The organism is Amorphoplanes friuliensis DSM 7358 (assembly GCF_000494755.1).
Taxonomy (GTDB): Bacteria; Actinomycetota; Actinomycetes; order Mycobacteriales; family Micromonosporaceae; genus Actinoplanes; species Actinoplanes friuliensis.
Genome location: NC_022657.1, coordinates 7,936,696 through 7,957,199, shown reverse-complemented (window position 1 = coordinate 7,957,199; position 20,504 = coordinate 7,936,696). Strand labels below are relative to the sequence as shown.

General features: G+C 71.0%; 16 protein-coding genes. 10 read left to right on the top strand and 6 right to left on the bottom strand.

What is annotated here, in order from left to right; translation table 11 throughout:
* The 5 genes from AFR_RS36595 to AFR_RS36575 all read left to right on the top strand — a co-directional run bounded on the left by AFR_RS36595 (position 1) and on the right by AFR_RS36575 (position 7,124).
* Positions 1–339, top strand: a complete 339-nt coding sequence (locus tag AFR_RS36595) for a P-II family nitrogen regulator (protein ID WP_023561876.1) — start codon at positions 1–3, stop codon at positions 337–339.
* A 76-nt stretch (positions 340–415) separates the two neighbouring features.
* The gene (locus AFR_RS36590; protein ID WP_052359889.1) at positions 416–2,641 is read left to right on the top strand and encodes a [protein-PII] uridylyltransferase; all 2,226 of its coding nucleotides are present in this window, start codon (positions 416–418) and stop codon (positions 2,639–2,641) included.
* Complete coding sequence (locus AFR_RS36585) at positions 2,638–3,528, top strand: DUF817 domain-containing protein (RefSeq protein ID WP_023561874.1); 891 nt, start codon at positions 2,638–2,640, stop codon at positions 3,526–3,528. The genes AFR_RS36590 and AFR_RS36585 overlap by 4 nt, the downstream gene beginning before the upstream one ends.
* Positions 3,492–5,999, top strand: coding sequence for a glycosyltransferase family A protein (locus tag AFR_RS36580; protein ID WP_023561873.1), 2,508 nt, complete (start codon positions 3,492–3,494; stop codon positions 5,997–5,999). The genes AFR_RS36585 and AFR_RS36580 overlap by 37 nt, the downstream gene beginning before the upstream one ends.
* Positions 6,000–6,086: 87 nt before the next feature.
* Positions 6,087–7,124, top strand: coding sequence for an O-methyltransferase (locus tag AFR_RS36575; protein WP_023561872.1), 1,038 nt, complete (start codon positions 6,087–6,089; stop codon positions 7,122–7,124).
* An 87-nt stretch (positions 7,125–7,211) separates the two neighbouring features.
* On the opposite strand, the gene AFR_RS36570 is transcribed toward AFR_RS36575, so the two are convergent.
* The 4 genes from AFR_RS36570 to AFR_RS36555 form a co-directional block, all read right to left on the bottom strand.
* Complete coding sequence (locus tag AFR_RS36570) at positions 7,212–7,700, bottom strand: CAP domain-containing protein (RefSeq protein WP_023561871.1); 489 nt, start codon at positions 7,698–7,700, stop codon at positions 7,212–7,214.
* Positions 7,701–7,941: 241 nt separating this feature from the next.
* Positions 7,942–10,020, bottom strand: coding sequence for an acyltransferase family protein (locus tag AFR_RS36565; protein ID WP_041843208.1), 2,079 nt, complete (start codon positions 10,018–10,020; stop codon positions 7,942–7,944).
* A 5-nt stretch (positions 10,021–10,025) separates the two neighbouring features.
* Entirely contained in the window at positions 10,026–11,288 is a 1,263-nt protein-coding gene (locus tag AFR_RS36560; RefSeq protein WP_023561869.1) for a nucleotide sugar dehydrogenase, read from the bottom strand.
* Between the two features lie 28 nt (positions 11,289–11,316).
* A complete protein-coding gene (locus tag AFR_RS36555; protein WP_052359553.1) occupies positions 11,317–13,197 on the bottom strand; it encodes a stealth family protein in 1,881 nt (626 codons plus the stop codon).
* A gap of 304 nt (positions 13,198–13,501) precedes the next feature.
* Here AFR_RS36555 and AFR_RS36550 point away from each other — a divergent pair, with 304 nt between their 5' ends.
* From AFR_RS36550 to AFR_RS36535, 4 genes are all read left to right on the top strand, one after another.
* Positions 13,502–13,741 (top strand): hypothetical protein, encoded by a 240-nt coding sequence (locus AFR_RS36550; protein ID WP_023561867.1) that lies wholly within the window; start codon positions 13,502–13,504, stop codon positions 13,739–13,741.
* 64 nt (positions 13,742–13,805) lie between these two features.
* Positions 13,806–15,359 carry a signal recognition particle protein gene (ffh, locus tag AFR_RS36545; RefSeq protein ID WP_023561866.1) on the top strand — a complete coding sequence of 518 codons (1,554 nt, stop codon included), beginning with the start codon at positions 13,806–13,808 and terminating at the stop codon, positions 15,357–15,359.
* A 66-nt stretch (positions 15,360–15,425) separates the two neighbouring features.
* Positions 15,426–16,013 carry a Uma2 family endonuclease gene (locus AFR_RS36540; RefSeq protein WP_041843206.1) on the top strand — a complete coding sequence of 196 codons (588 nt, stop codon included), beginning with the start codon at positions 15,426–15,428 and terminating at the stop codon, positions 16,011–16,013.
* A gap of 25 nt (positions 16,014–16,038) precedes the next feature.
* Complete coding sequence (locus tag AFR_RS36535) at positions 16,039–17,115, top strand: amidohydrolase family protein (protein ID WP_023561864.1); 1,077 nt, start codon at positions 16,039–16,041, stop codon at positions 17,113–17,115.
* A gap of 2 nt (positions 17,116–17,117) precedes the next feature.
* Here AFR_RS36535 and AFR_RS36530 read toward each other — a convergent pair whose 3' ends face one another.
* Together AFR_RS36530 and AFR_RS36525 are read right to left on the bottom strand one after the other, a co-directional pair.
* Positions 17,118–18,524: an outer membrane protein assembly factor BamB family protein gene (locus tag AFR_RS36530; protein ID WP_023561863.1), complete on the bottom strand. Its 1,407-nt coding sequence runs from the start codon at positions 18,522–18,524 to the stop codon at positions 17,118–17,120.
* Positions 18,514–19,017 (bottom strand): SigE family RNA polymerase sigma factor, encoded by a 504-nt coding sequence (locus AFR_RS36525; RefSeq protein ID WP_023561862.1) that lies wholly within the window; start codon positions 19,015–19,017, stop codon positions 18,514–18,516. Before AFR_RS36525 ends, AFR_RS36530 begins: the two co-directional genes overlap by 11 nt.
* Before the next feature lie 79 nt (positions 19,018–19,096).
* Between AFR_RS36525 and proS the strand changes: the two genes are divergently transcribed.
* On the top strand, positions 19,097–20,503 hold the full coding sequence (gene proS, locus AFR_RS36520; protein WP_023561861.1) for a proline--tRNA ligase: 1,407 nt from the start codon (positions 19,097–19,099) through the stop codon (positions 20,501–20,503).
* Position 20,504 lies beyond the last annotated feature (1 nt).

Here is a 20,504-nt window from a genome sequence, read left to right as displayed (position 1 = left end):
ATGAAGCTGGTGACCGCGGTCATCAAGCCGTACCAGCTCGACGCGGTGAAAGAGGCTCTGCACGCGCTCGGCGTGGCGGGTCTGACCGTGAGCGAGGTACAGGGGTACGGACGTCAGAAGGGCCACACCGAGGTGTACCGGGGTGCCGAGTACACGGTGGAGTTCCTTCCGAAGATCAAGGTTGAGGTACTGACCGACGAGATCGACGTCGAGAAGGTCGTCGACGCCGTCACCACCTCGGCCCGTACGGGCAAGATCGGCGACGGCAAGGTGTGGGTGACCGCAGTTGAGGACGTGATCCGGGTGCGTACCGGTGAGCGTGGACTCGACGCTCTCTAGCCCTTAGTTCTTGCGGGTTTGACTGTAAGGAAGCGATTTGTCATACGTGGTCAGCGAGCCGTCGGCCCCACCCAAGGTGCCGTCCGGCGGCTCGCTGGACACATTGCGTGACCATCTCGGCGCTGCCGCCCGGGTCGACCGGGCAGCAGCGCTCGATGCGTGGTTGCAGACGTTGTTCCCCGCCCACCTGACCGGCGTCAGCCTGGTCGCGGTCGGCGGGCTCGGCCGGCGCGACTGCGCCCCCTACAGCGACCTCGATCTGGTGCTGCTGCACAACGGCACGGCCGGCATCGACCGCATCGCGTCCGCTCTCTGGTATCCCATCTGGGACGCGCGGCTCGGCCTGGACCACTCGGTGCGCACCCTGCCCGAGGCGCTCTCCGTCGCCCACGACGACGTCAAGGTTTCGCTCGGCCTGCTCGACGCCCGGCACGTCGCCGGTGACGCGGCCCTCTCCGCCGAGTTGATCGCGGCCACTTCCGACCAGTGGCGACGCACCGCCGTCCGCCTGTTGCCGCAGCTCAAGGAGATCACCGCGAGCCGCTGGGCGGCCCACGGCGAGCTGGCGTTCCTGCTGGAGGGTGACCTCAAGGAGGCCGCCGGCGGTCTGCGCGACCTGACCATCCTGCGGGGCATCGGCCGGGCCGGTGTCGCCGACACGATGCGTCCCGCCGTCCGCGCCGCCAATCTGCGCCTGCTCGACACCCGCGACGCCCTGCACCTCGCCGTCGGCCGCCGGGTCGACCGGCTGGTCGCCCAGGAGCGCGCCGCGGTCGCCGAGTTGCTCGGCCTCGACGACGGTGACGCCCTGCTGCGCCGGGTCGCCGGTGACGCCCGGACCATCGCGCACGCTCTGGACGACGCCTGGCGGGCCGCCGACCGGCTGCGCAGCGGTCGCCGCCGGGGCACGCCGGCCGGTGCGCCGGCCCGGCGCCCGGTCGCCCGGGACGTGGTCGAGCAGGACGGCGAGCTGGTGCTCGCCCGCACGGCCATCGGGCCCGTCCCCGATCCCACACTGTCGCTGCGGGTGGCCGCCGCGGCCGCCACCGTGCGGCTGCCGATCGCCCGCGCCACCTGCGAGTGGCTCGCGGCCTTCTGCCCGCCGCTGCCGATGCCGTGGCCGCCCGCGGCCCGCGCGGCGCTGGTCTCGCTGCTCGGTTCCGGCCAGGGACTGCTCCCGACCTGGGAGGCCTGCGACCGGTACGGCCTGATCGACGCCTGGCTGCCGGAGTGGGCACGACTGCGCAGCCTCCCGCAGCATCACCCGATCCACCGCTTCACCCTGGACCGCCACCTCGTGCAGGCGGCGTACGAGGCGACGGCGTTCACGCGTGAGGTCGACCGCCCGGACCTGCTGCTCATCGGTGCTTTCCTGCACGACGTCGGCAAGGGGCTGCCCGGCGACCACAGCATCGTGGGCGCGCCGATCGCCGCCGACATCGCCACCCGGATCGGTCTGCCACCCGCGGACGTCGCCACCATCGAGAAGCTCGTCCGGCTGCACCTGCTGCTGCCCGACGTCGCCACCCGCCGGGACCTCAGCGACCCGGTGACCATCACCACGGTGGCCGAGGCGGTCGGCGACCCCGCCACCCTCGATCTGCTGCACGCGCTGACCAGGGCCGATTCGCACGCCACCGGTCCGGCCGCCTGGTCGGACTGGAAGGGCCGGCTGATCGCCGAGCTGGTCCGGCGGGTGCACACCGCCCTGGACACCGGCGCGTTGCCGACACCACCCGAGCCGGATCCGGAGCTGCTCGAGGGTGAGCTGCCGGCCGTCCATCTGGACGGTGACCGGGTCGCTGTCGCCGCGGCCGACCGCCGGGGTCTGCTCGGCTCGGTGGCGGCGTGCCTGGCCATGCACCGCCTCGACGTGATCGCCGCGGACGCCTCGACCGTGGACGGCCGGGCGATCGTCGAGTTCACGACCCAGCCCCGGTACGGCTCACCGGCCGACCCGGTGGCACTCGCCGCGGACCTGCGCCGGGTGGCCGCCGGCGACGTGTCCGTGACGCAGCGCCTGCGGGCCCGGGCGATGTCGGCCCGGGGTGGTGCCGCGCCGCGGGTCGTCTGGCATCGTGGTGCCGCCACTGACGCGGCCGTGCTGGAGCTGCGTGCGGCCGACTCCGCGGGTCTGCTGTTCCGGGTGGCGTCCGCGCTGGACGATGCCGGCGCGGAGGTCCGGGCGGCCCGCATCTCGACGCTGGGCGGTGACGTGGTGGACGCGTTCTACCTTGTCGGGGCATGGGCGGAAGCAGCGGATCGGGACAGGGTCGAAGCGGCCGTCATCGCCGCGGTGTGAAACAGCTCTTCCGCTTCGCGGTCCAGGAGGCGCTGAGCTGCATCTTCGCTGTCGCGGTCTTTCTGCTGCTGGCCGTCTCCCAGGTCGTCGAGACACCCCTGCCCCGGTACGACTTTCTGCTCGCGGGGTGTGTGCTGGTGACCGCGGTGCTGTGGCTGACCCGGCTGGAGACCGGGCGCGAGGTGCTCGTCGTCGCGTTGTTCCACGTGGTCGGGCTCGCCCTGGAGCTGTTCAAGGTGCGCGCCGGCTCGTGGTCGTACCCGGAGGACGCGTACACGAAGGTCCTCGGGGTGCCGCTCTACAGCGGTTTCATGTACGCGGCCGTCGGCAGTTACCTGTGTCAGGCCTGGCGGCGGCTCGATCTGGTGCTGCACGACTACCGCCCGGTGGCGACGTCGATCGCGGCCGCCGGGATCTATGCCAACTTCTTCACCCACCACTGGCTGCCCGATCTGAGAGTGCTCGGTGCGCTGGCGCTGCTGGCCGCGACCTGGCGCACCACGGTGTCCTACCGCGTCGGGACCGTGCGCTACCGGATGCCGCTCGCCCTGGCCTTCGTGCTCATCGGCGGCTTCCTGTGGCTGGCCGAGAACGCCGCGACGTTCCTCGGCGCCTGGCAATATCCGGACCAGGCGGAGATCTGGCGGATGGTCCACCTCTCCAAGTTCGGCTCGTGGGCGCTGCTGGTCAGCGTCAGCTTCGTGCTGGTGGCGTCGCTCAAGCGGCTGGACCGGCGGCGCCGCGGTGACGGTCCGTCCGACTACGACGAGGGCCCGACCGTCACCTCGATCGACCCGCCGACGTTGGCCCTAGCGACATCCAGGGCGTACGTGAAGAGGTCTGTTGCCGCATGGGGGAGACACCCGGTCTGCTCGACGACTACCTGAGAATCGCCCGCTACCACGTGCGGCTGGCGTTGCCACCGACGGCGATCAGGATCCGCTCGCTCGACGCACGGCAGTTGCTCGCGCGTTCCGGCCTGCGGGAGAGCGGCTCCTACGAGGACCTGCTGGCCGCGGCGCGGGCCGGTGACAGCCGCTGGCTCAAGCAGCGCCGGCGTGAGGTCAAGCCGGCGGTCCTCGCCGGTCTCGCGCAGACCCTGGCCCAGCAGGACATGCTGAGCGAGGACCGGGTCGACTCGCTCGCGATCTACGACCTGATCCGGGTCGCGCTCGGTGCGAACGCGCTCCCGTCGGCGCATCAGGGGCTGCACGCCCAGCTCGCCTTCGCCTGGCAGGGGCCTGAGCGGGCGCGGGAGCTGCTGCGGGCGTACAGGCAGCTCAGCGAGAGTGTGCGCACGGACCTGGAGCTCGATCTGGCCAATCCCTTCGCGGGGAGCGGGCCGGTCATCCCGTGGCTCACGGCGTTCCGGAAGATGCTGCCCGATCCGCCGCTCGCGCTGGAGCACAAGGAGGGTGTGCCGCCGTTCGACCGGCTGACCGTCGCGGCCGCGGTGCCCCCCGTCGAGGAGCCGGAACGGATCTCGGTCATCGTGACCTCGTTCCACCCCGACGAGGGTCTGATCACGGCGGTGCGCTCGATCCTGGACCAGTCCTGGCGCAACGTCGAGGTGATCATCGTGGATGACGCCTCGCCGCCGGAGTACGACGCGGTGCTGGCCCGGGCCGTGGCGCTCGGCAGCCGCATCCGGCTGGTCAAGCAGCCCGTGAACATGGGTACTTACGAGGCGCGCAACGCCGGTCTGGACGCCGCCGAGGGTGAGTTCGCGGCGTTCCAGGACTCCGACGACTGGTCGCATCCGCGCCGGCTCGAGCTCCAGGTCCGGCCGCTGCTGGACAATCGCCGCCTGGTCGCGACGACGTCCGACGGCCTGGGTGTCTCCGACGACCTGCTGATCACGCGGCCCGGTGTGCGGCGCGGCCGGTTCAACCCGTCGTCGCTGCTGTTCCGCCGGGCGCTGGTGATGGGCCGGATCGGCTACTTCGACCGGGTGCGCAAGGCCGCCGACTCCGAGTACATCGGACGGATGCGGGCGGTCTACGGCGAGCGGGCCGTCGAGCACGTCGAGTCCGAGCCGCTGGCCCTGATCCGGCTGTCGCTGGGATCGCTGTCGCGGTCGGAGATCCGGCCCTACTGGATGCACCCGGCGCGGACCGCCTACATGTCCGCCTATCAGCACTGGCACTCGCGGATCGCCGCGCGCACGGCGAAGCCGCACCGGCCGCGGGACGGCAGCCGGCGACCGTTCGCCGCCCCCGACCACCTGCTGCGGGCCCGCGGTGAGGACGCCGGGCGCCCCGAGTACGACGTGGTCGTCGTCGCGGACTGGCGTTTCCTCCAAGGCGCCCAGCAGTCGGGCCTGGAGGAGATCCGGGCCCTCGTCGCCCGGGGACTGCGCGTTGCGATCATGCAGACCGAGTCGCTGCGGCCGCCCGCACGCCGCCGGTGGCCGCTCTGCGCACCGTTGCAGCAGCTCGTGAACGACGGCCGGGTGGACCAGATCCTCCCGGGTGACGAGAACCGGGCCGAGCTGGTCATCGTGCGGCACGCGGCGGTGCTGCAGTTCCCGGACGGCGACCCGTGCCTGTTGCGCGCCCGGCAGGTGATGATCGTCGCCGACGAGGCGCCGACGCGGTCGGAGGACCTCGACCGGCGGTACTCGCCCGAGGACTGCTCGCGGGCGGCGACACGGCTGTTCGGCCCCGAACCGGTGTGGTGCCCGCAGGATCCGCAGGTCCGCGCGTTGCTGCGCGCCGAGAACGTCGAGCTGACCCCGTACGACCTGCCGGCGGTGATCAACAGCGAACGGTGGTCGTCGAACCGCGAGGGTGCCTCCGCCGGGCTCGCCGTGGTCGGTACGGACCTCAGCGACGAGGGCGTCTGGCCCCGGGACGTGCGTGAGGCCGTGGTCGTCTACGAGTCGCTGGGCCGGTGGGACGTGCGGCTGCGGCTGCCGGACTGGCCGCGTACGGGTTATCAGCTCGGCGGACCGCGCTCTCACCTGGTCTTCGACGCCGCCGACCTGGACCTGCGCACCTTCGTCCACCAGCTGGACTTCTACCTGCACTTCCCGAGCCCGGAACGGATCGAGACGTTCTCGCGCCCGGCGCTGGAGGCAGCCGCGCACGGCTGTGTCGTGGTGATGCCGGAACGGCACGCGGCGGTCTACGGCGACGCCGCCGTCTACTGCGGACCCGGCGAGGTCGAGGCCACCCTCGAGCGGTACCAGAGCGACCGGGAGCTGTTCGCGGAGCAGAGCCGCCGGGCCCGCGCGGTCGTCGCCAAGGCGCACCACCCGCAACTGTTCGTCGACCGCATCGCCGGCATCGTCACGGCGCCGCATCCGGCGACACCCGTCCAGCGGTCGGTGCAGCGGGCGGCCGGCGCCACACGGTGATCCCCGGCCGTAACGACGGTGTCGCCGCGGGCGTTACCGATGGTGTTGACCCGCGCCCGAGGCGCACATGACTCCCTGGAGGTCTCTATGAGCAGCCTGGTCCGGTTCGGCGGTCGGCTGGCGGTGCGGCTGCGGAGCCTGACCCGTCCGCAGGCGGTGGTCCTCATGGCCATCCTGGCGTTGTGCCTCGGCGTGTGGGCCGCGGCCGCGACGGGACATCAGGGACTTGCTGTCTCGCTGGTCGCCGTCCTGCTGCTCGGGGTCCTGCTCGGCATCCTGCACCTCTCACGCTGGATCGGCGGTGTCTACCGCGCCAACCAGACCGCGAACCGCGAGATGCGGACGGTCGTCGAGCAGCTGCAGCGCCGGGTCGTCGCGACGGTCGAGAAGGAACGGCTCAGCGCGGGCGACCGGCATCAGGACCTGACCCGGACCATCACCCGCGGCCTGCGGCAGAGCGGGCACGGCACGGACCTGCTGCTGCGCGCGCAGAGCCGTGAGATCGAGGCGATGTTCCAGCTGTTCCAGCAGTTCACGCCGCGCGCGCCGATGCCGTCGTCGGGCGACTTCGCCCTCAACCCGACCGACCTGCTCGACCTGCTGCACCTGGTCCGGCTGCGCGAGCCCCGCCTGGTCGTGGAGCTCGGCAGCGGTACGTCGTCGGTCTGGCTCGGATACGCCCTCGAGCAGTACGGCGGCAAGCTGATCTCGCTGGACCACGACGCCGACTACGCCCGTAAGACCCGCGCGATGCTGGCGGCGCACGGCCTCAACGCCGTCGTCGAGGTGCGCGAGGCGCCGCTGCGCGAGCTGACCGCCACCGGCAAGACCTACCAGTGGTACGACACCCAGGCGCTGGACGACCTCACCGGCGTCGACCTGCTGCTGGTCGACGGGCCCCCGGCGGCGACCGGCCCCGACGCGCGCTACCCGGCGCTGTCCGTTCTCGAGAAGCGTCTCGCCAGCACCGCCACCGTGGTGCTGGACGACGCGAACCGGCAGGACGAGCGGGACGCGGTGCTGCGGTGGACGCAGGAGGTGCCGGGTCTGACCGAGGAGCAGCGGCTGCTGGGGCGGCACGCGGTGCTGTCGTACTCGCGTACCGGAGCTCCGGTCTCGGTCTGAAGCCCTCGCAAACGGGAAACCGGCCGGCATGCGGGGGCATGCCGGCCGGTCCGGGGGGAGGGTTGAAGCCTGGGTGGCGCGCTGCGATCAGCGGCTGCCGAAGTCCTGGGTGTAGTACGGGGTGCCGTTGGACGAGTAGACGACGCCCACGGCGAACGTCTTCGCGCCACAGTCGAGCAGGTTGTGACGGTGGCCCGGGCTCTTCATCCACGCCTTGACGACCTCGGACGCGGTGCGGTAGCCCCACGCGATGTTCTCGCTGCGAGCGGCCGTGTAACCGGCGGCGCGGGCGCGGGCGACGAACGTCGAGCTGCCCGATCCGCTGTGGCTGAACTTGCCGGTCGTCGCCATGAACTTGCTGTGTCCGCGGGCCGCCCAGAGCAGCTCCGCGTTGACCCGCAGGCCCTTGCAGCCGGCCTTGACCCGCTCGGCGTTCGACAGGCTCACGACCTGCGTCTGCAGCGTCGTCATGGAGACGGTGGCGGCCTCGGCCGGGGCGGCGATCGCGATCATTCCGATCAGCGCGGCGGGGATCATCGCGAGGGTGGCGAGGCGACGGACCAGGGTCTTCTGCACGGGTCAACCTTTCGAGGAACACCGCCTGGACGCTTTGTTCGCCAGGTACACCATTCCCTTCGGAGCACCTGCGCCCTTCCCTGATGCCTGTTCAGGTGCCTTGCCGGGGTTGCTGGGTTGCCGCCCGGGTAGCTGCCGGAGTCCAGTTGCGACGCCGGGAGCCGGCCGGTTGCGAGTCGGGTGCGAAGACCACAAAAAGGGCCGGCTCCCCGTGTGGAGAGCCGGCCCGGTGCCTGATCCGTCAGGGTTTCAGGCGTACGGACAGCAGTGGCGCCAGGAATCGGCTGTACGCCGTCGTGATGTGGTGCTGGTCCTTGTAGACGAGCACGTTGCCGACGACGACCGGGCAGCGGCTGTCGGTGCAGAACCACGGCAGCGGGTCGATGACCGTGGCGCCTTCCGCGCGTACGGCCGCGATGACCTGGGCCCGGCGCTCCGGCACGTTGACCGCGGTGGCCCGGCTGCGCCCGCAGGCCGCCGGGTCGTCCAGGTGCGCCGACAGGCACTCCGGGACCGGCCCGTTCTGCCAGGGCGTGTCGTTGATGAAGTAGACCTTCGTGCCCGGCGCGGACACCTGGTCGACGGACCGCTTCCAGCCGTCGACCCAGGCCTGCTCCTGAGTGCCGGTCACCTCGAGCAGCTCGGTGCTCGGCGCGGTCGACGCCATGACCACCATCGCCGGGCGCAGCGCGCGGATGTGCCGCCACGCGGCCTTGCGCCACTGCACGCACTCGGTGAACTCCCGCTTGAGCGCGTCCTCGTAGATGAGGGTGTCCGCGGCGGAACACGCGCTCTTGGTGACCATCACGAGCTTCCAGCGCCGCTGCTTCGCGACCGTCTCCAGCGCCGGGAACCAGTGGCCGGCATGCGAGTCGCCGAAGAGCACCACGGTTGTCGGGGACGTCAGGTCGCCGTACGCGCAGGGGGTCTTGACCTCGGCGTCGTCGAACGCGGGTGAGCACTTGTCGCGGTAGATCTGCGGCTTGTCCTTCGCCGCGTTCTCCAGCTTCGGCGTCAGATTGCGCGGCACGGCCGGCATCTTGGACGCGGCAGCGAGGCTCTGCTGCAGGCGCCCCGCATCGGTCAGCGGCGCGGCCCGATAAGTGCTGACACCACCCGCGTGCGCCGCTGTGAAGGCGATGAGCGCACACAGCCCGGCCGCGCCCAGCGAGAGGGCGGCACCGACGCCGATGCCGTGCCACGGCCGGTCACGCAGGCCGGCGAGGTTCCGCATCGGGTTCTCCACCAGCGCGTAGGTCAGCCCGGCCAGCAGCAGCGCACCCAGCGCCAGCGCGACGTTCTCCCAGACCTCCAGATCCCGGCCCACCGCGTACGGGGTGAGCAGCAGCACCGGCCAGTGCCAGAGATACCAGGAGTACGAGAGGCGCCCGATGCCCTGCAGCACCGGCAGACCCAGCAGCCCTGCCGGACGCGCGCACCCACCGGCGATGACCGCGGTGGTGCCCAGGACGGGCAGCAGGGCCGCGTACCCGGGGAACGGCGTCGACGCGGTGTAGACGAAGGCGGAGACGACGATGGCCACCAGGCCGGCACCGGTCAGCGCCCGGGCCACGCCGGGCTGCAGCCGTGTCAGCCGGGCCGCGCCCACCGCGAGCAGCGCGCCCGCACCGAGCTCCCACGCGCGGGTGTGCGCCCCGAAGTACGCCCACCCGGCGTTGTGCTGCGTCTGCCACACCGACACCAGCAGCGAACCGGCCGTGAGCACGCTCAAAACCGTGCTGAGACCGCGGCCCCCGCGCCGGATGACGATCAGCAGCAGCACCGGCCAGACCAGGTAGAACTGCTCCTCGACGGCGAGCGACCAGAAGTGCTGCAGCGGCGACGGGTCCGCGTCGGCGTTCAGGTAGTCGGTGCCGACGGCGGCCAGCCGCCAGTTCATCGCGTAGATCGTGGTGTGCAGCGCGTCGGAGAGGATCCCGGCCAGCCGCAGCGGTGGCAGCCACAGCGCCGCGGCGGCCACCGTCACCACGACCACGACGGTCGAGGCGGGCAGCAGCCGCAGGGCCCGGCGGGCGTAGAAACGGGGGATCGAGACCGTGCCGGACCGCTGCGCCTCCCGCAGCAGCAGACCGGTGATCAGGAAACCCGAGATGACGAAGAAGACGTCGACACCGACGTAACCACCGGTCACGAAGGGCAGACCGCAGTGGTACGCGACCACGAGGAGCACCGCGACCGCCCGCAGCCCCTCGATGTCACGCCGGTGCCGGGCCGGCTCCGGTGCCGCAGCGACGGGTGGCCGGGGCCCGGCGGGGCGCGTACGCCCCCGTGGCGCCGGTGCGACGGGCGCGATGCTCATCTCGGTCACAGTCGGTGTGCCTCGCTGCTGCTGGTCACACCCCGGGTGTCGAAGAAGCGCTTGGCGATGCCGGCCAGGTGGTCCGCGTCGTACTCGCGGTGGTGCTGCACCAGGATCACCAGGTCCGCGGCTGCGGCGGCACCCTCGAGGTCGTCGGTGCGCGGCACCTCGGCACCGCCCACGCTCCACCGCGTGACGTGCGGGTCGTGGTAGGTCAGCGTCGCGCCGAGCGCGGTCAGCTGCCGGGCCAGCGGTGTCGCCGGCGACTCCCGCTGGTCGGCGATGTTCGCCTTGTACGTGACCCCGAGCAGCAGCACCGTGGCGCCGTGCACCGCCTGCCCGTCGGCGTTCAGGAGGTTCTGCGCGCGCCGGGCCACGTACGCCGGCATGGTCGCGTTGATCTCCTGGGCCAGCTCCACGAACCGGAACGGGTATCCGAGCTTGCTGCGGACGTTGTGGCTCAGGTAGTTCGGGTCGATCGGGATGCAGTGCCCGCCGACACCCGGGCCGGGGTAGAACGCCTGGAAGCCGAACGGCTTGGTCGACGCGGCGTTGATGACGTCCCACAGATCGATGTCGAGCTCGTGGCAGAACCGCGCCATCTCGTTGACCAGCGCGATGTTCACGTGCCGGTACGTGTTCTCCAGCAGCTTCGCCGTCTCCGCCTCACGGGTGCCCCGGGTGCGGACGACGGTCTGGACGAACCGCCCGTAGAACGCCGCCACCCGGTCGGTGCACCCGGGCGTGTACCCGCCGACGACCTTCGGGGTGTTGTGCGCGCCGAACTTCTCGTTGCCCGGGTCGATCCGCTCCGGCGAGAACGCCAGGTGGAAGTCGCGCCCGGCGACCAGCCCGGAGAGCTTCTCCAGCAGCGGCCGTACGACGTCGTCGGTCGTGCCGGGGTAGGTGGTGGACTCGAGCACGACGAGCATCCCGGGGCGCAGGTTGCGCCCGATGGCCTCGGTCGCACCGGTCACCGCGCGCAGGTCCGGGCCGTCACCCTCGGACAGCGGCGTCGGCACGCAGATCACCGCGACGTCCGCCTCGGCGATGCGGGACTCGTCGGCGGTGGTCCGGAAACCACCGGCGATCATCTCGGCGACGTCGGCGTCGGACAGGTCGTCCACGTGCGAGCGGCCGGCGCCGAGGGCCTCGACCACCCCCGCGTTGACGTCGAAGCCCAGGACGGACAGGCCGGCCCGGGTGGCCTGCTGCGCGAGCGGCAGCCCCACATATCCGAGGCCGAGAATGACGACGTCGTAGGTCACGGGATTGCTCTCCTTCTGCAGGCGCCGGTCAAGCGACAGGCGTGGTGGTGGAGGTCGGATCGCCGGTTCCGCGGTCGGGCTGCGCGGGCAGCGCGACGTCGGCGACCGGGGCCGCCGGCGGTACGGCCGGCGGTGCGGCCGGCCGATGGGCGTGGCGCCCGGCCTGGCGGCCCGGCAGCGTGACGGCCACGGCCGGCGGTGCCGTGGCGGGCCGCGGCACGGCCAGCTCGAACGGCGAGACGAACGGCAGGTACGCGGGCAGGAAGTCGGCCAGTAGCGCGGCCTGCTCGCACGCCAGGGCCTCGTCGGAATCGGTGTCGTTGAGGCAGAAGGCGTCGAGGTTGCGGTGCCGCAGGAGCTCCGCGAGCTTGAACGGCGTCGCCGGAGCGGCCAGGTCGGCGTACTTGTAGTCGATCGACCCCTGCACCGCCCGGCCCGTCAGGTAGGCGTAGTACTGCTGCAGCGACGACAGCAATGACACGTCGTCCGGGTGCCGGAACTGGTGCGAGGCCGTCGCGTCGATGTGCTCGGCGAAACGCTCCTCGATCTCGGCGATGACGCTGCGCCGCGACGGGTGCGGGGTGTGCATCATCTTGCGGGTCAGCACCCGGCCGAACGCCTCGCGGATCAGCTCCCGGTTGTTCTTGCCCGCGGAGTCGGCCGGCGGGTCGGTCGGCAGCCGCGGCGCCGAGTCGACCAGCGCCGTCGACGGGAAGAAGCGCGTCAGCCCGCCCGGCGTGAAGAACAGGTCCGGCGACACCGGACGGCCGAGGAAGACGTCGTCGTTGAGATAGAGGAAGTGCTCGCTGAGCCCCGGGATCCGGTGCAGCCGCGACTCGATCGCCTGCGAGTTGAAGGTCGGCAGCGTGCCGGTGTCACCGAAGACCTCCCGGTGGCTGACCACCGTGATCTGCGGGTGCGAGGTGTCCAGCCAGGCCGGCACCTGATCGTCGGTGACCAGGAAGATCCGCCGGACCCAGGGCGCAAAACAGTGCAGCGCGCGCAGCGAGTACCGCAGCTCGTCACGGCTGAGGAAGCGGGAATCGTTCGTCGAGAGTTTGCTGGCCTCGCTCAGCCACGTGTTGCGGGCCAGCGCGGCCGCCTTGCGGGCCTGCCAGGCCGGGTCGCCGCCGTCGACCCAGGTGTAGACGACGTCGATCGGGAAGCTGATCCGGTCCGGGCTGGGCAGCGTGAAGATCTCCCGCGTCCGGTACCGCGTGGTGTCGTCCGGCGCGCTGAACGCCCCGAAGGCGGGCTCGGGCGCACTGACCACCGGCTCGTCGGCCGGGATCACGTCCGCGATCGGGTTGCTGCGCGGCCCGGTCAGGTAGCCGTCCTTCTCCCGCCAGAACTCGACCTCGCACCCGACGTCGAGCGACAGCACCAGGCTGCCGGTCGGATCGGTCACCGGCCAGCACACCCGCAGGACGTCCGCGGTGCGCCGGCCCTTGCGGCCCTTGCGCCCCCGCGGCCGGACCACCTCGAGCAGACCGGCGCCCTCGGCCGTCAGCCCGTCCAGCAGGCGCACCACCAGGTCCCGGTCACCCACCGGTACGGCCACAGCCGTGTGCCGCAGGGACCGTGCGGGGATCCGGAACCAGTCGACGCCCGCCTCGGTGAGTGCCGTGACGACCCGGTCGAGGTTCTGGCGGCGTACGCGGGCCGGGCTCGCCGTCGCGTCCCGGCGGGCCGTCACCCAGCCCTGCCGGCCGCGGACCCGCATGACCGGCGCGTCCGCGGCGGTCCGCATCAGCGGCAGCCGGGGTGGCGCGGAGAGGTGCACGACCCGGCGGGCCACGCCGAGGCGCTGGGCCGGTGCGACGCGGGGGAGCACCCGATGCTGCACGGACCGCAGGACGCGGGCCCGGACTCCCCAGGGTGCCATTCGCAGGATCCGCCGCAGAGACACGCCGTAGTCCTTCCGCCGGATGTCGTCGGGGCCGATTGATCAGCCGCCCGGTTCCTCGTGCCTCAACGGCGCGGTTCATCGGAAGGTTGCGGTCGATATCGGCTTTTCGGACATCTGTGCTATGTCGCCACGGGTGCCGCAGAAGGCTCTGATGTGGCGCCTGTTATCTGCGGTATACGCGATTTGCGCAGGTAGCGTGGCGGAACGGCGGACGGCCACCCCTACGGGTCGGCCCCGATGCGCCCGCTTGCGTCGCAGGCGCATGGTGGAGAACGGCGGTGAAGTTTTTCCTCGGGAGGCTGAGATGGGCAAAGCAATCGCGTACCTGGTGGCGACGATCGCCGGCGTGATCGTGGTGGGCTGGATCGCGGTGAGCCTGCTGCACGTCCTCGTGGGCGCACTGGCCTACCTGATCGTCGGCGCGATCGTGGTCGGCGGCGGGGTCTACCTCTACGGCAAGGCGAAGAAGGGACTGGCCCCCGGAACCCGCACCCAGCGGCGGATAGAGGCAGCGGCGAAGACGTACCGGATGCGCAACCAGTGAGCGTTCCCGCGGGCGGCTAGGCTTGCGGTCATCTCCTCACCTCTGACCAACGGGAAGTTGCGCCGTGTTTGACACCTTGAGCGACCGCCTCTCCGGGATCTTCACCAAGCTCCGCGGCAAGGGCAAGCTCACCGACGCCGACATCGACGCCACCGCGCGCGAGATCCGTCTTGCGCTGCTCGAGGCGGACGTCGCGCTGCCGGTGGTCAAGTCGTTCATCGCCAACCTCAAGGAGCGGGCCCGCGGCGCCGAGGTGTCGCAGGCCCTCAACCCCGCCCAGCAGATCATCAAGATCGTCCACGACGAGCTCATCACCGTCCTCGGTGGCGAGGGCCGGCGCCTGCAGTTCGCCAAGCAGCCGCCCACGGTGATCATGCTGGCCGGTCTCCAGGGTTCCGGTAAGACGACACTCGCCGGCAAGCTGTCGCGCTGGCTCAAGGGCCAGAACCACCAGGTCCTCCTGGTCGCGGCCGACCTCCAGCGCCCCAACGCCGTCAACCAGCTCCAGGTCCTCGGTGGCCGCGCCGGTGTCGACGTCTACGCCCCCGCGCCCGGCAACGGCGTCGGCGACCCGGTCCAGGTCGCGAAGGACTCGATCGAGCACGCCAAGCGGACGGCGAAGGACATCGTCATCGTCGACACCGCCGGCCGCCTCGGCATCGACGCCGACATGATGCAGCAGGCCCGCGACATCCGCGACGCGGTCGACCCCGACGAGGTCATCTTCGTCATCGACGCCATGGTCGGCCAGGACGCCGTCACCACCGCCGAGGCCTTCCGCGACGGCGTCGGCATCACCGGCGTCGTCCTCTCCAAGCTCGACGGCGACGCCCGCGGTGGTGCCGCCCTCTCGGTCCGCCACGTCACCGGCGAGCCGATCCTCTTCGCGTCCACGGGTGAAAAGCTCGAGGACTTCGACGTCTTCCACCCCGACCGGATGGCCAGCCGCATCCTCGGCATGGGCGACGTGCTGACCCTCATCGAGCAGGCCGAGCAGGCCTTCGACGAGGACCAGAAAGAGAAGATGACCTCCAAGCTGCTCGGAGGCGAGCAGTTCACCCTGGAGGACTTCCTCGACCAGCTGATCGCGGTCCGCCGCATGGGCCCCATCGCCAACGTCCTGGCCATGATGCCGGGCATGGGCCAGATGAAGGGCCAGCTCGACGAGCTCGACGACAGCCACTTCGACCGCGTCACGGCGATCATCCGCTCGATGACCCCGGGCGAACGCACCAACCCGAAGATCATCAACGGCTCCCGCCGCGCCCGCATCGCCAACGGCTCCGGTGTGACCGTCATGGACGTCAACCAGCTGCTCAACCGCTTCACCGACGCCCAGAAGATGATGAAGCAGATGGGCGGCATGATGGGCCTGCCCGGCGGCAACCGCCGCAAGGCCACCAAGAGCCCCAAGAACAAGCGCAAGGGCACGAAGGGCGGCAACCGTCCCCGCGTCGGTGGAATGCCCGGCGGCTTCCCGGGCGGCATGCCTCAGCTGCCCCCGGGCATGGACCCGAGCGCACTGGGCGGCGGACCGGGTGGGCTCCCGCCCGGCTTCAAGCTCCCCAAGCTCGACTTCAACAAGCTCACCAAGAAGCCGGACGACGACAAGCGCTGATATTGGCATGGAGCAACTAGTCAGGTGCCTAGTATGGTGACAGGTGATCCCTTCGAGGAGGAGCCGATGATCGCTGCACTGAACCTGGCCGACAAGCGAGACTGGACCGTCGACGACGTGGCACGCCTTCCCGAGGATCTTCCTTATGAGCTGATCGACGGAAGGCTTGCCTTGACTCCGGCGCCGTTGCCCATCCACCAATCTCTCGGCATAGAAATAGTCCTGGCGCTCCGGGCGAATTGGCCTGCCGGCTACTACCTCGCCACGGACCAGTCGGTCCTGGTGGACCACCGCAACGAGCCACGTCCCGACGTCGTCCTGATGCGTCGGGAAGGTGCGAACCGCACGCCGGTTCTCGCCGCCGACGTCATTCTTGTTGCCGAGGTCGTCTCTCCGTCGTCGCGGGTCAGTGACCGCGAGGACAAGATGAAGCTCTACTCCTATGCGGGCATCCCGGCCTACTGGATCATCGATCCGTTGGGTGACCGCATCACGTTCTCGCAGTTCCTCCTGAGCTCTGGCGGCACCTACCACTGCCAATTGCAAGCGGAAGGGCTGGTCACCATCGATCAGCCCTGGAAGGTCACGCTCGATCTGGCGGCCTGGACACAGGAGCGGGACGAGCTGCGTGAGGACGCCCGGCCGGACATCTGAGCCGGTGATCGGGTAGGACTTACGCATGGCGTTGCATGTGCGTGGGACGGTTCTGCCCGACGGTGAGGTCCGCGATCTCTGGCTCGTGGGGGATCGGGTCACGCTCGAGCCCGTGGCCGACGCCGAGACCATCAGTGACGGCGGTTTCATCGTCCCCGGGCTCGTCGACGCGCACTGCCACCTGGGCATCCAGTACGGCGCGAAGCCCATCGACAGCCTCGACCAGGCCCGCCAGCTGGCGCACACCGACCGCGACGCCGGTGTGCTGGCCCTGCGGGACGCCGGTTCGCCTTATCCATATCCCGAGCTCGACGACGAGCCGGGCATTCCGCGGCTGGTCCGGGCCGGGCGGCACGTCGCGCCGACCCGGCGTTATCTGCGGGACATCGGCATCGAGGTCGACGCCGCCGACGTCGCCGCGACCGTCACCGCGCAGGCCAAGGCCGGGACCGGCTGGGTGAAACTGGTCGGCGACTGGATCGACCGGTCCGTCGGCGACCTCGCGCCCTCCTGGGATCCGGCCACCATGGCCGCTGCCGTCGAGGCCGCGCACGCCGCCGGCGCCCGGGCCGCCGTGCACACGTTCTCCGAGGAGGGTGTCGCGCAGATGGTGCGGGCCGGCGTCGACTCGGTCGAGCACGGCACCGGCCTCTCCCTGGACCTCATCGACGAGATGGCGCGCCGCGGCACCGCCCTGGTCCCCACGATGATCAACATCAAGACCTTCGGTGGCATCGCCGACCAGGCCCGGCCCAAGTTCCCCGGGTACGCCGACCACATGCTCGCCCTCCGCGACGGCTTCCCGCAGGTGGTGGCCTCCGCGTACGAGGCGGGTGTGCCGATCTACGTCGGCACCGACGCCGGTGGCAGCATCCGCCACGGTCTTGCCGCCGAGGAGATGCTGCTGCTGCACGAGGCGGGCATCCCGGCCGGCGACGTGCTGGCCGCGGCGTCGTGGCGGGCCCGGGAGTGGCTCGGTTTCCCCGGCCTGGTCGAGGGCGGGCTCGCCGACCTGGTCGTCTACGAGACCGATCCCCGTCAGGACCTGCGCGTGGTCCGCGCCCCGCAACGCATCGTGCTGCGGGGCGCGGTCGTGCGCTGAGCTCAGCCCGAGATGTCGTAGAGCCGCAGCTCGCCGTCCTCGTTGCACAGCAGCCGCTCGGGAGCGATCGAGCAGTAGCTGCCGATCGGCTGGTCGAGGGTGCCCAGGACCCGCTTCCTGCCGGTGGCCACCGTCACCGTGACGACCGGACCGCTCTGCCAGACCGGCACGTCGATGAGGTGCTGGTCGTCGAGCCAGCGGTACTGGCGTCCCTCCTCCTCGGCGCGGAAGAGCTGCTTACCGCCGGCGCTGAAGACGGCCGAGCCGCCGACCAGGAGCCGGCCCTTGCGCGAGGACACCTCGGTCGCGCCCTTGGGTGCCTCCACCTGCCAGATCTTCTGCCGGGTCGCTCCCTGGTACACCGTCAGGCGGCCCGGGGCGTCCTCGCTCCGGTCCAGGACACAGACCCTGTCCTCGCCGCACGGCTGCAGGTCCTGCACTTCGCGACCGGCCGGGAGCCGGATGACACCACCGGGCCCGCCGTCGAGGTCGATGACCTGGACGCGGTCCGGCTGCTCCTGCTGAACGCTGTAGATCCGGTAGTCGTGGAGGATCAGTTTTTCCGGGGCGTTGCTGCCGGCCGACCTGGTCTCCAGCAGCTTCCCGGTGCCGGCGTCCCGGATCATCAGCTGACCCTTCTTGTCCGCCTGCAGGATCCGGTTGCCGGAGAAGTAGGTCACCTGCGCTGCCGGTGGCCGGTCGTCGTCGCCGCTCGCGGTGATCGTCATGCCGATCGTGCGGTCGACGGGAACGTTCGTCGTCGTCTCGTCCCAGAGGATCCGGCCGGTCGCGGCGTCGGTCGCCCACAACCGCCCGGTACCCCCGATCTTGTTGATCAGCGTGCCCCGGCCGTACACCAGCGTCTGTTCGGTCGGGTCGGTGATGTAGGGCCGCTGCCGGCCGGTCGCCGTGTCGAAGACATGCATGGCCGGGCGCGGGCGGCCCGCCTCGACATGCACCTTGACCAGCAGGGTTCCGGGTACGACGACGATGTTCTCGAAGCCGGCGAGCCGGCCGAGCGAGCGTGTCGGCCAGACGGGCCGGCCGGTCCTCAGGTCCAGCGCGGAGATCTTCACCTCGCCGCTCGCCTCCCGCCAGCCGGTGTAGGCGATGTTCTCGACGATCATCGTCACCTCCGGCAGGTCGTCGGGGGAGCGCACTCCGAGCGAGCGGGGGGACCCGATCTCGGTGAGCGTGGTGCTGCTCGCGGGCGGCGACTGCTCCGGCCCGGGTCGCGCCACCCAGGCGACACCACCGCCCACCAGGCACACCGCGGCCGCTGCGGCGATCATCGACCGGGTGCGCCTGCGCTGCTTGCCGCGGCGGCGGGCCGAGTCCGCACCGCCCAGCGGCACCGTGTCGGCCTGCCGGGCCAGCGAGGCATACAGGTCATCCAGGTCAACGGGCATTACGGACTCCTTCCGGGACTTCGGTGCGCTCCGGTTCGCCGAGCGCCGCGGCCAGGCCCGCACGACCGCGGGACAGCCAGGATTTGACGGTGCCCAGCGAGGCGCCCGTCTCGGCGGCGATGTCCGCCACCGACCGGTCGAGCAGGTAGTACAGGGCCAGGGCTCGCCGGTGCGCCACGGGCAGCGTGCGCATGGCCCGCACGAGCAGGACGGTGTCCTCGGACGGCCCGGGCATCGCCTCCAGGGGTGGCGCCGCGGCTGCCCGGGCCCGGCGGACGCCGATGCGGCGCCAGCGGTCCGACGAGAGCCGGGTGACCACCAGCCGCAGCCAGGCCTCCGGATTCTCGTACCCGCGGACGCGCCGCCAGCGCTCCCAGGCCCGGGCGTACGCCTCCTGGACCAGGTCCTGCGTCTCGCCCGGGTCGCCGGTCAGCCCGTAGGCGTAGCGCAGTAATCGCCGTGACGTGTCCCGGTAGAACTCGTCGAAGTCCATCCCCACCGCCTTCCTCACCAGAGGACACGGGATGCCCACCCGGGTGGTTGCGCGACGGGCGCGGCTAGGATGCTGCCTCATGGCTCGCGTGCTCACTCCCCGTGCGGAGGACTTTCCCCGCTGGTACCAGGACCTCATCGCCAAGGCCCAGCTGGCCGACAACGGCCCGGTGCGCGGGACGATGGTGATCCGGCCGGCCGGTTACGCCATCTGGGAGCACATGCAGGCCGACATGGACCTGCGGATCAAGGAGGCGGGGGCGCAGAACGCGTACTTCCCGCTCTTCATCCCCGAGAGCTACCTGCGCCGTGAGGCCGAGCACGTGGAGGGCTTCTCCCCGGAGCTCGCCGTGGTCACCCACGCCGGTGGCAAGCAGCTCGCCGAGCCGCTGGTCGTGCGTCCCACCAGCGAGACCGTCATCGGTGAGTTCATGGCCAAGTGGGTCGACTCCTACCGGGACCTGCCGCTGCTGCTCAACCAGTGGGCCAACATCGTCCGCTGGGAGCTGCGCCCGCGGACGTTCCTGCGGACCACCGAGTTCCTCTGGCAGGAGGGTCACACGGCCCACGCCACCGAAGAGGACGCCCGCCGCTACGCGCGTGAGATCCACAAGACGGTCTACGAAGAGTTCATGGTCAACATGCTGGCCATCCCGGTCGTGCCGGGCCGCAAGACCAAGGGTGAGCGGTTCGCCGGCGCCACCAACACCATGACCGTCGAGGCCATGATGGGCGACACCAAGGCGCTGCAGATGGGCACGTCGCACGAGCTCGGGCAGAACTTCGCCAAGGCGTTCGACATCACCTACTCGTCCTCGGCGGGCAAGGTCGAGCACGCGTGGACGACGTCGTGGGGCACCTCCACCCGGATGATGGGTGGCCTGATCATGGTGCACGGCGACGACAACGGCCTGCGCCTGCCGCCGCGGATCGCGCCGATCCAGGCCCAGGTCATGGTGATCAAGGCCGGCGAGGGTGTCGTCGAGGCGGCGGCCAACCTCCGCGACGAGCTCAAGGCGGCCGGCGTCCGCGTCAAGCTCGACGACCGCGCCGACATCCCGTTCGGCCGCCGGGCCGTCGACGCCGAGCTCCAGGGCATTCCGGTACGCATCGAGGTCGGCCCGCGTGACCTCGCCGCCGGCAACGCCGTGGTGGCCCGGCGCATCGACGGCACCAAGTCGCCGATCGCCCTGGGTGACGTCGTCGCCGACGTGGTCAGTGCCCTCAAGGCCGACCAGCAGCGCATGTACGACGACGCGCTGACCTTCCGCGAGGCGAACACCGTGGACGTCAAGACGCTCGGTGACGCGATCGAGGCCGCGCAGACCGGCTGGGCACGCGTTCCGTGGTCGGCGGTCGGCACCGACGGTGAGGCTGAGGCAAACGGCAAGGCGGTGACCGTGCGTTGCCTGTTCCGCGAGGACGGGTCGATGCCCGACACCGACGACGAGCCGAACCTGGTCGCGATCCTGGCGCGTTCGTACTGAC

Excerpts from the sequence above, each read along its gene's own strand:
- AFR_RS36595 (WP_023561876.1), top strand. The coding sequence starts at position 1 with ATGAAGCTGGTGACCGCGGTCATCAAGCCGTACCAGCTCGACGCGGTG.
- AFR_RS36580 (WP_023561873.1), top strand. The coding sequence starts at position 3,492 with ATGGGGGAGACACCCGGTCTGCTCGACGACTACCTGAGAATCGCCCGC.
- AFR_RS36575 (WP_023561872.1), top strand. The coding sequence starts at position 6,087 with ATGAGCAGCCTGGTCCGGTTCGGCGGTCGGCTGGCGGTGCGGCTGCGG.
- AFR_RS36565 (WP_041843208.1), bottom strand. The coding sequence starts at position 10,020 with ATGAGCATCGCGCCCGTCGCACCGGCGCCACGGGGGCGTACGCGCCCC.
- AFR_RS36550 (WP_023561867.1), top strand. The coding sequence starts at position 13,502 with ATGGGCAAAGCAATCGCGTACCTGGTGGCGACGATCGCCGGCGTGATC.
- AFR_RS36540 (WP_041843206.1), top strand. The coding sequence starts at position 15,426 with ATGATCGCTGCACTGAACCTGGCCGACAAGCGAGACTGGACCGTCGAC.
- AFR_RS36535 (WP_023561864.1), top strand. The coding sequence starts at position 16,039 with ATGGCGTTGCATGTGCGTGGGACGGTTCTGCCCGACGGTGAGGTCCGC.
- AFR_RS36530 (WP_023561863.1), bottom strand. The coding sequence starts at position 18,524 with ATGCCCGTTGACCTGGATGACCTGTATGCCTCGCTGGCCCGGCAGGCC.
- AFR_RS36525 (WP_023561862.1), bottom strand. The coding sequence starts at position 19,017 with ATGGACTTCGACGAGTTCTACCGGGACACGTCACGGCGATTACTGCGC.
- proS (WP_023561861.1), top strand. The coding sequence starts at position 19,097 with ATGGCTCGCGTGCTCACTCCCCGTGCGGAGGACTTTCCCCGCTGGTAC.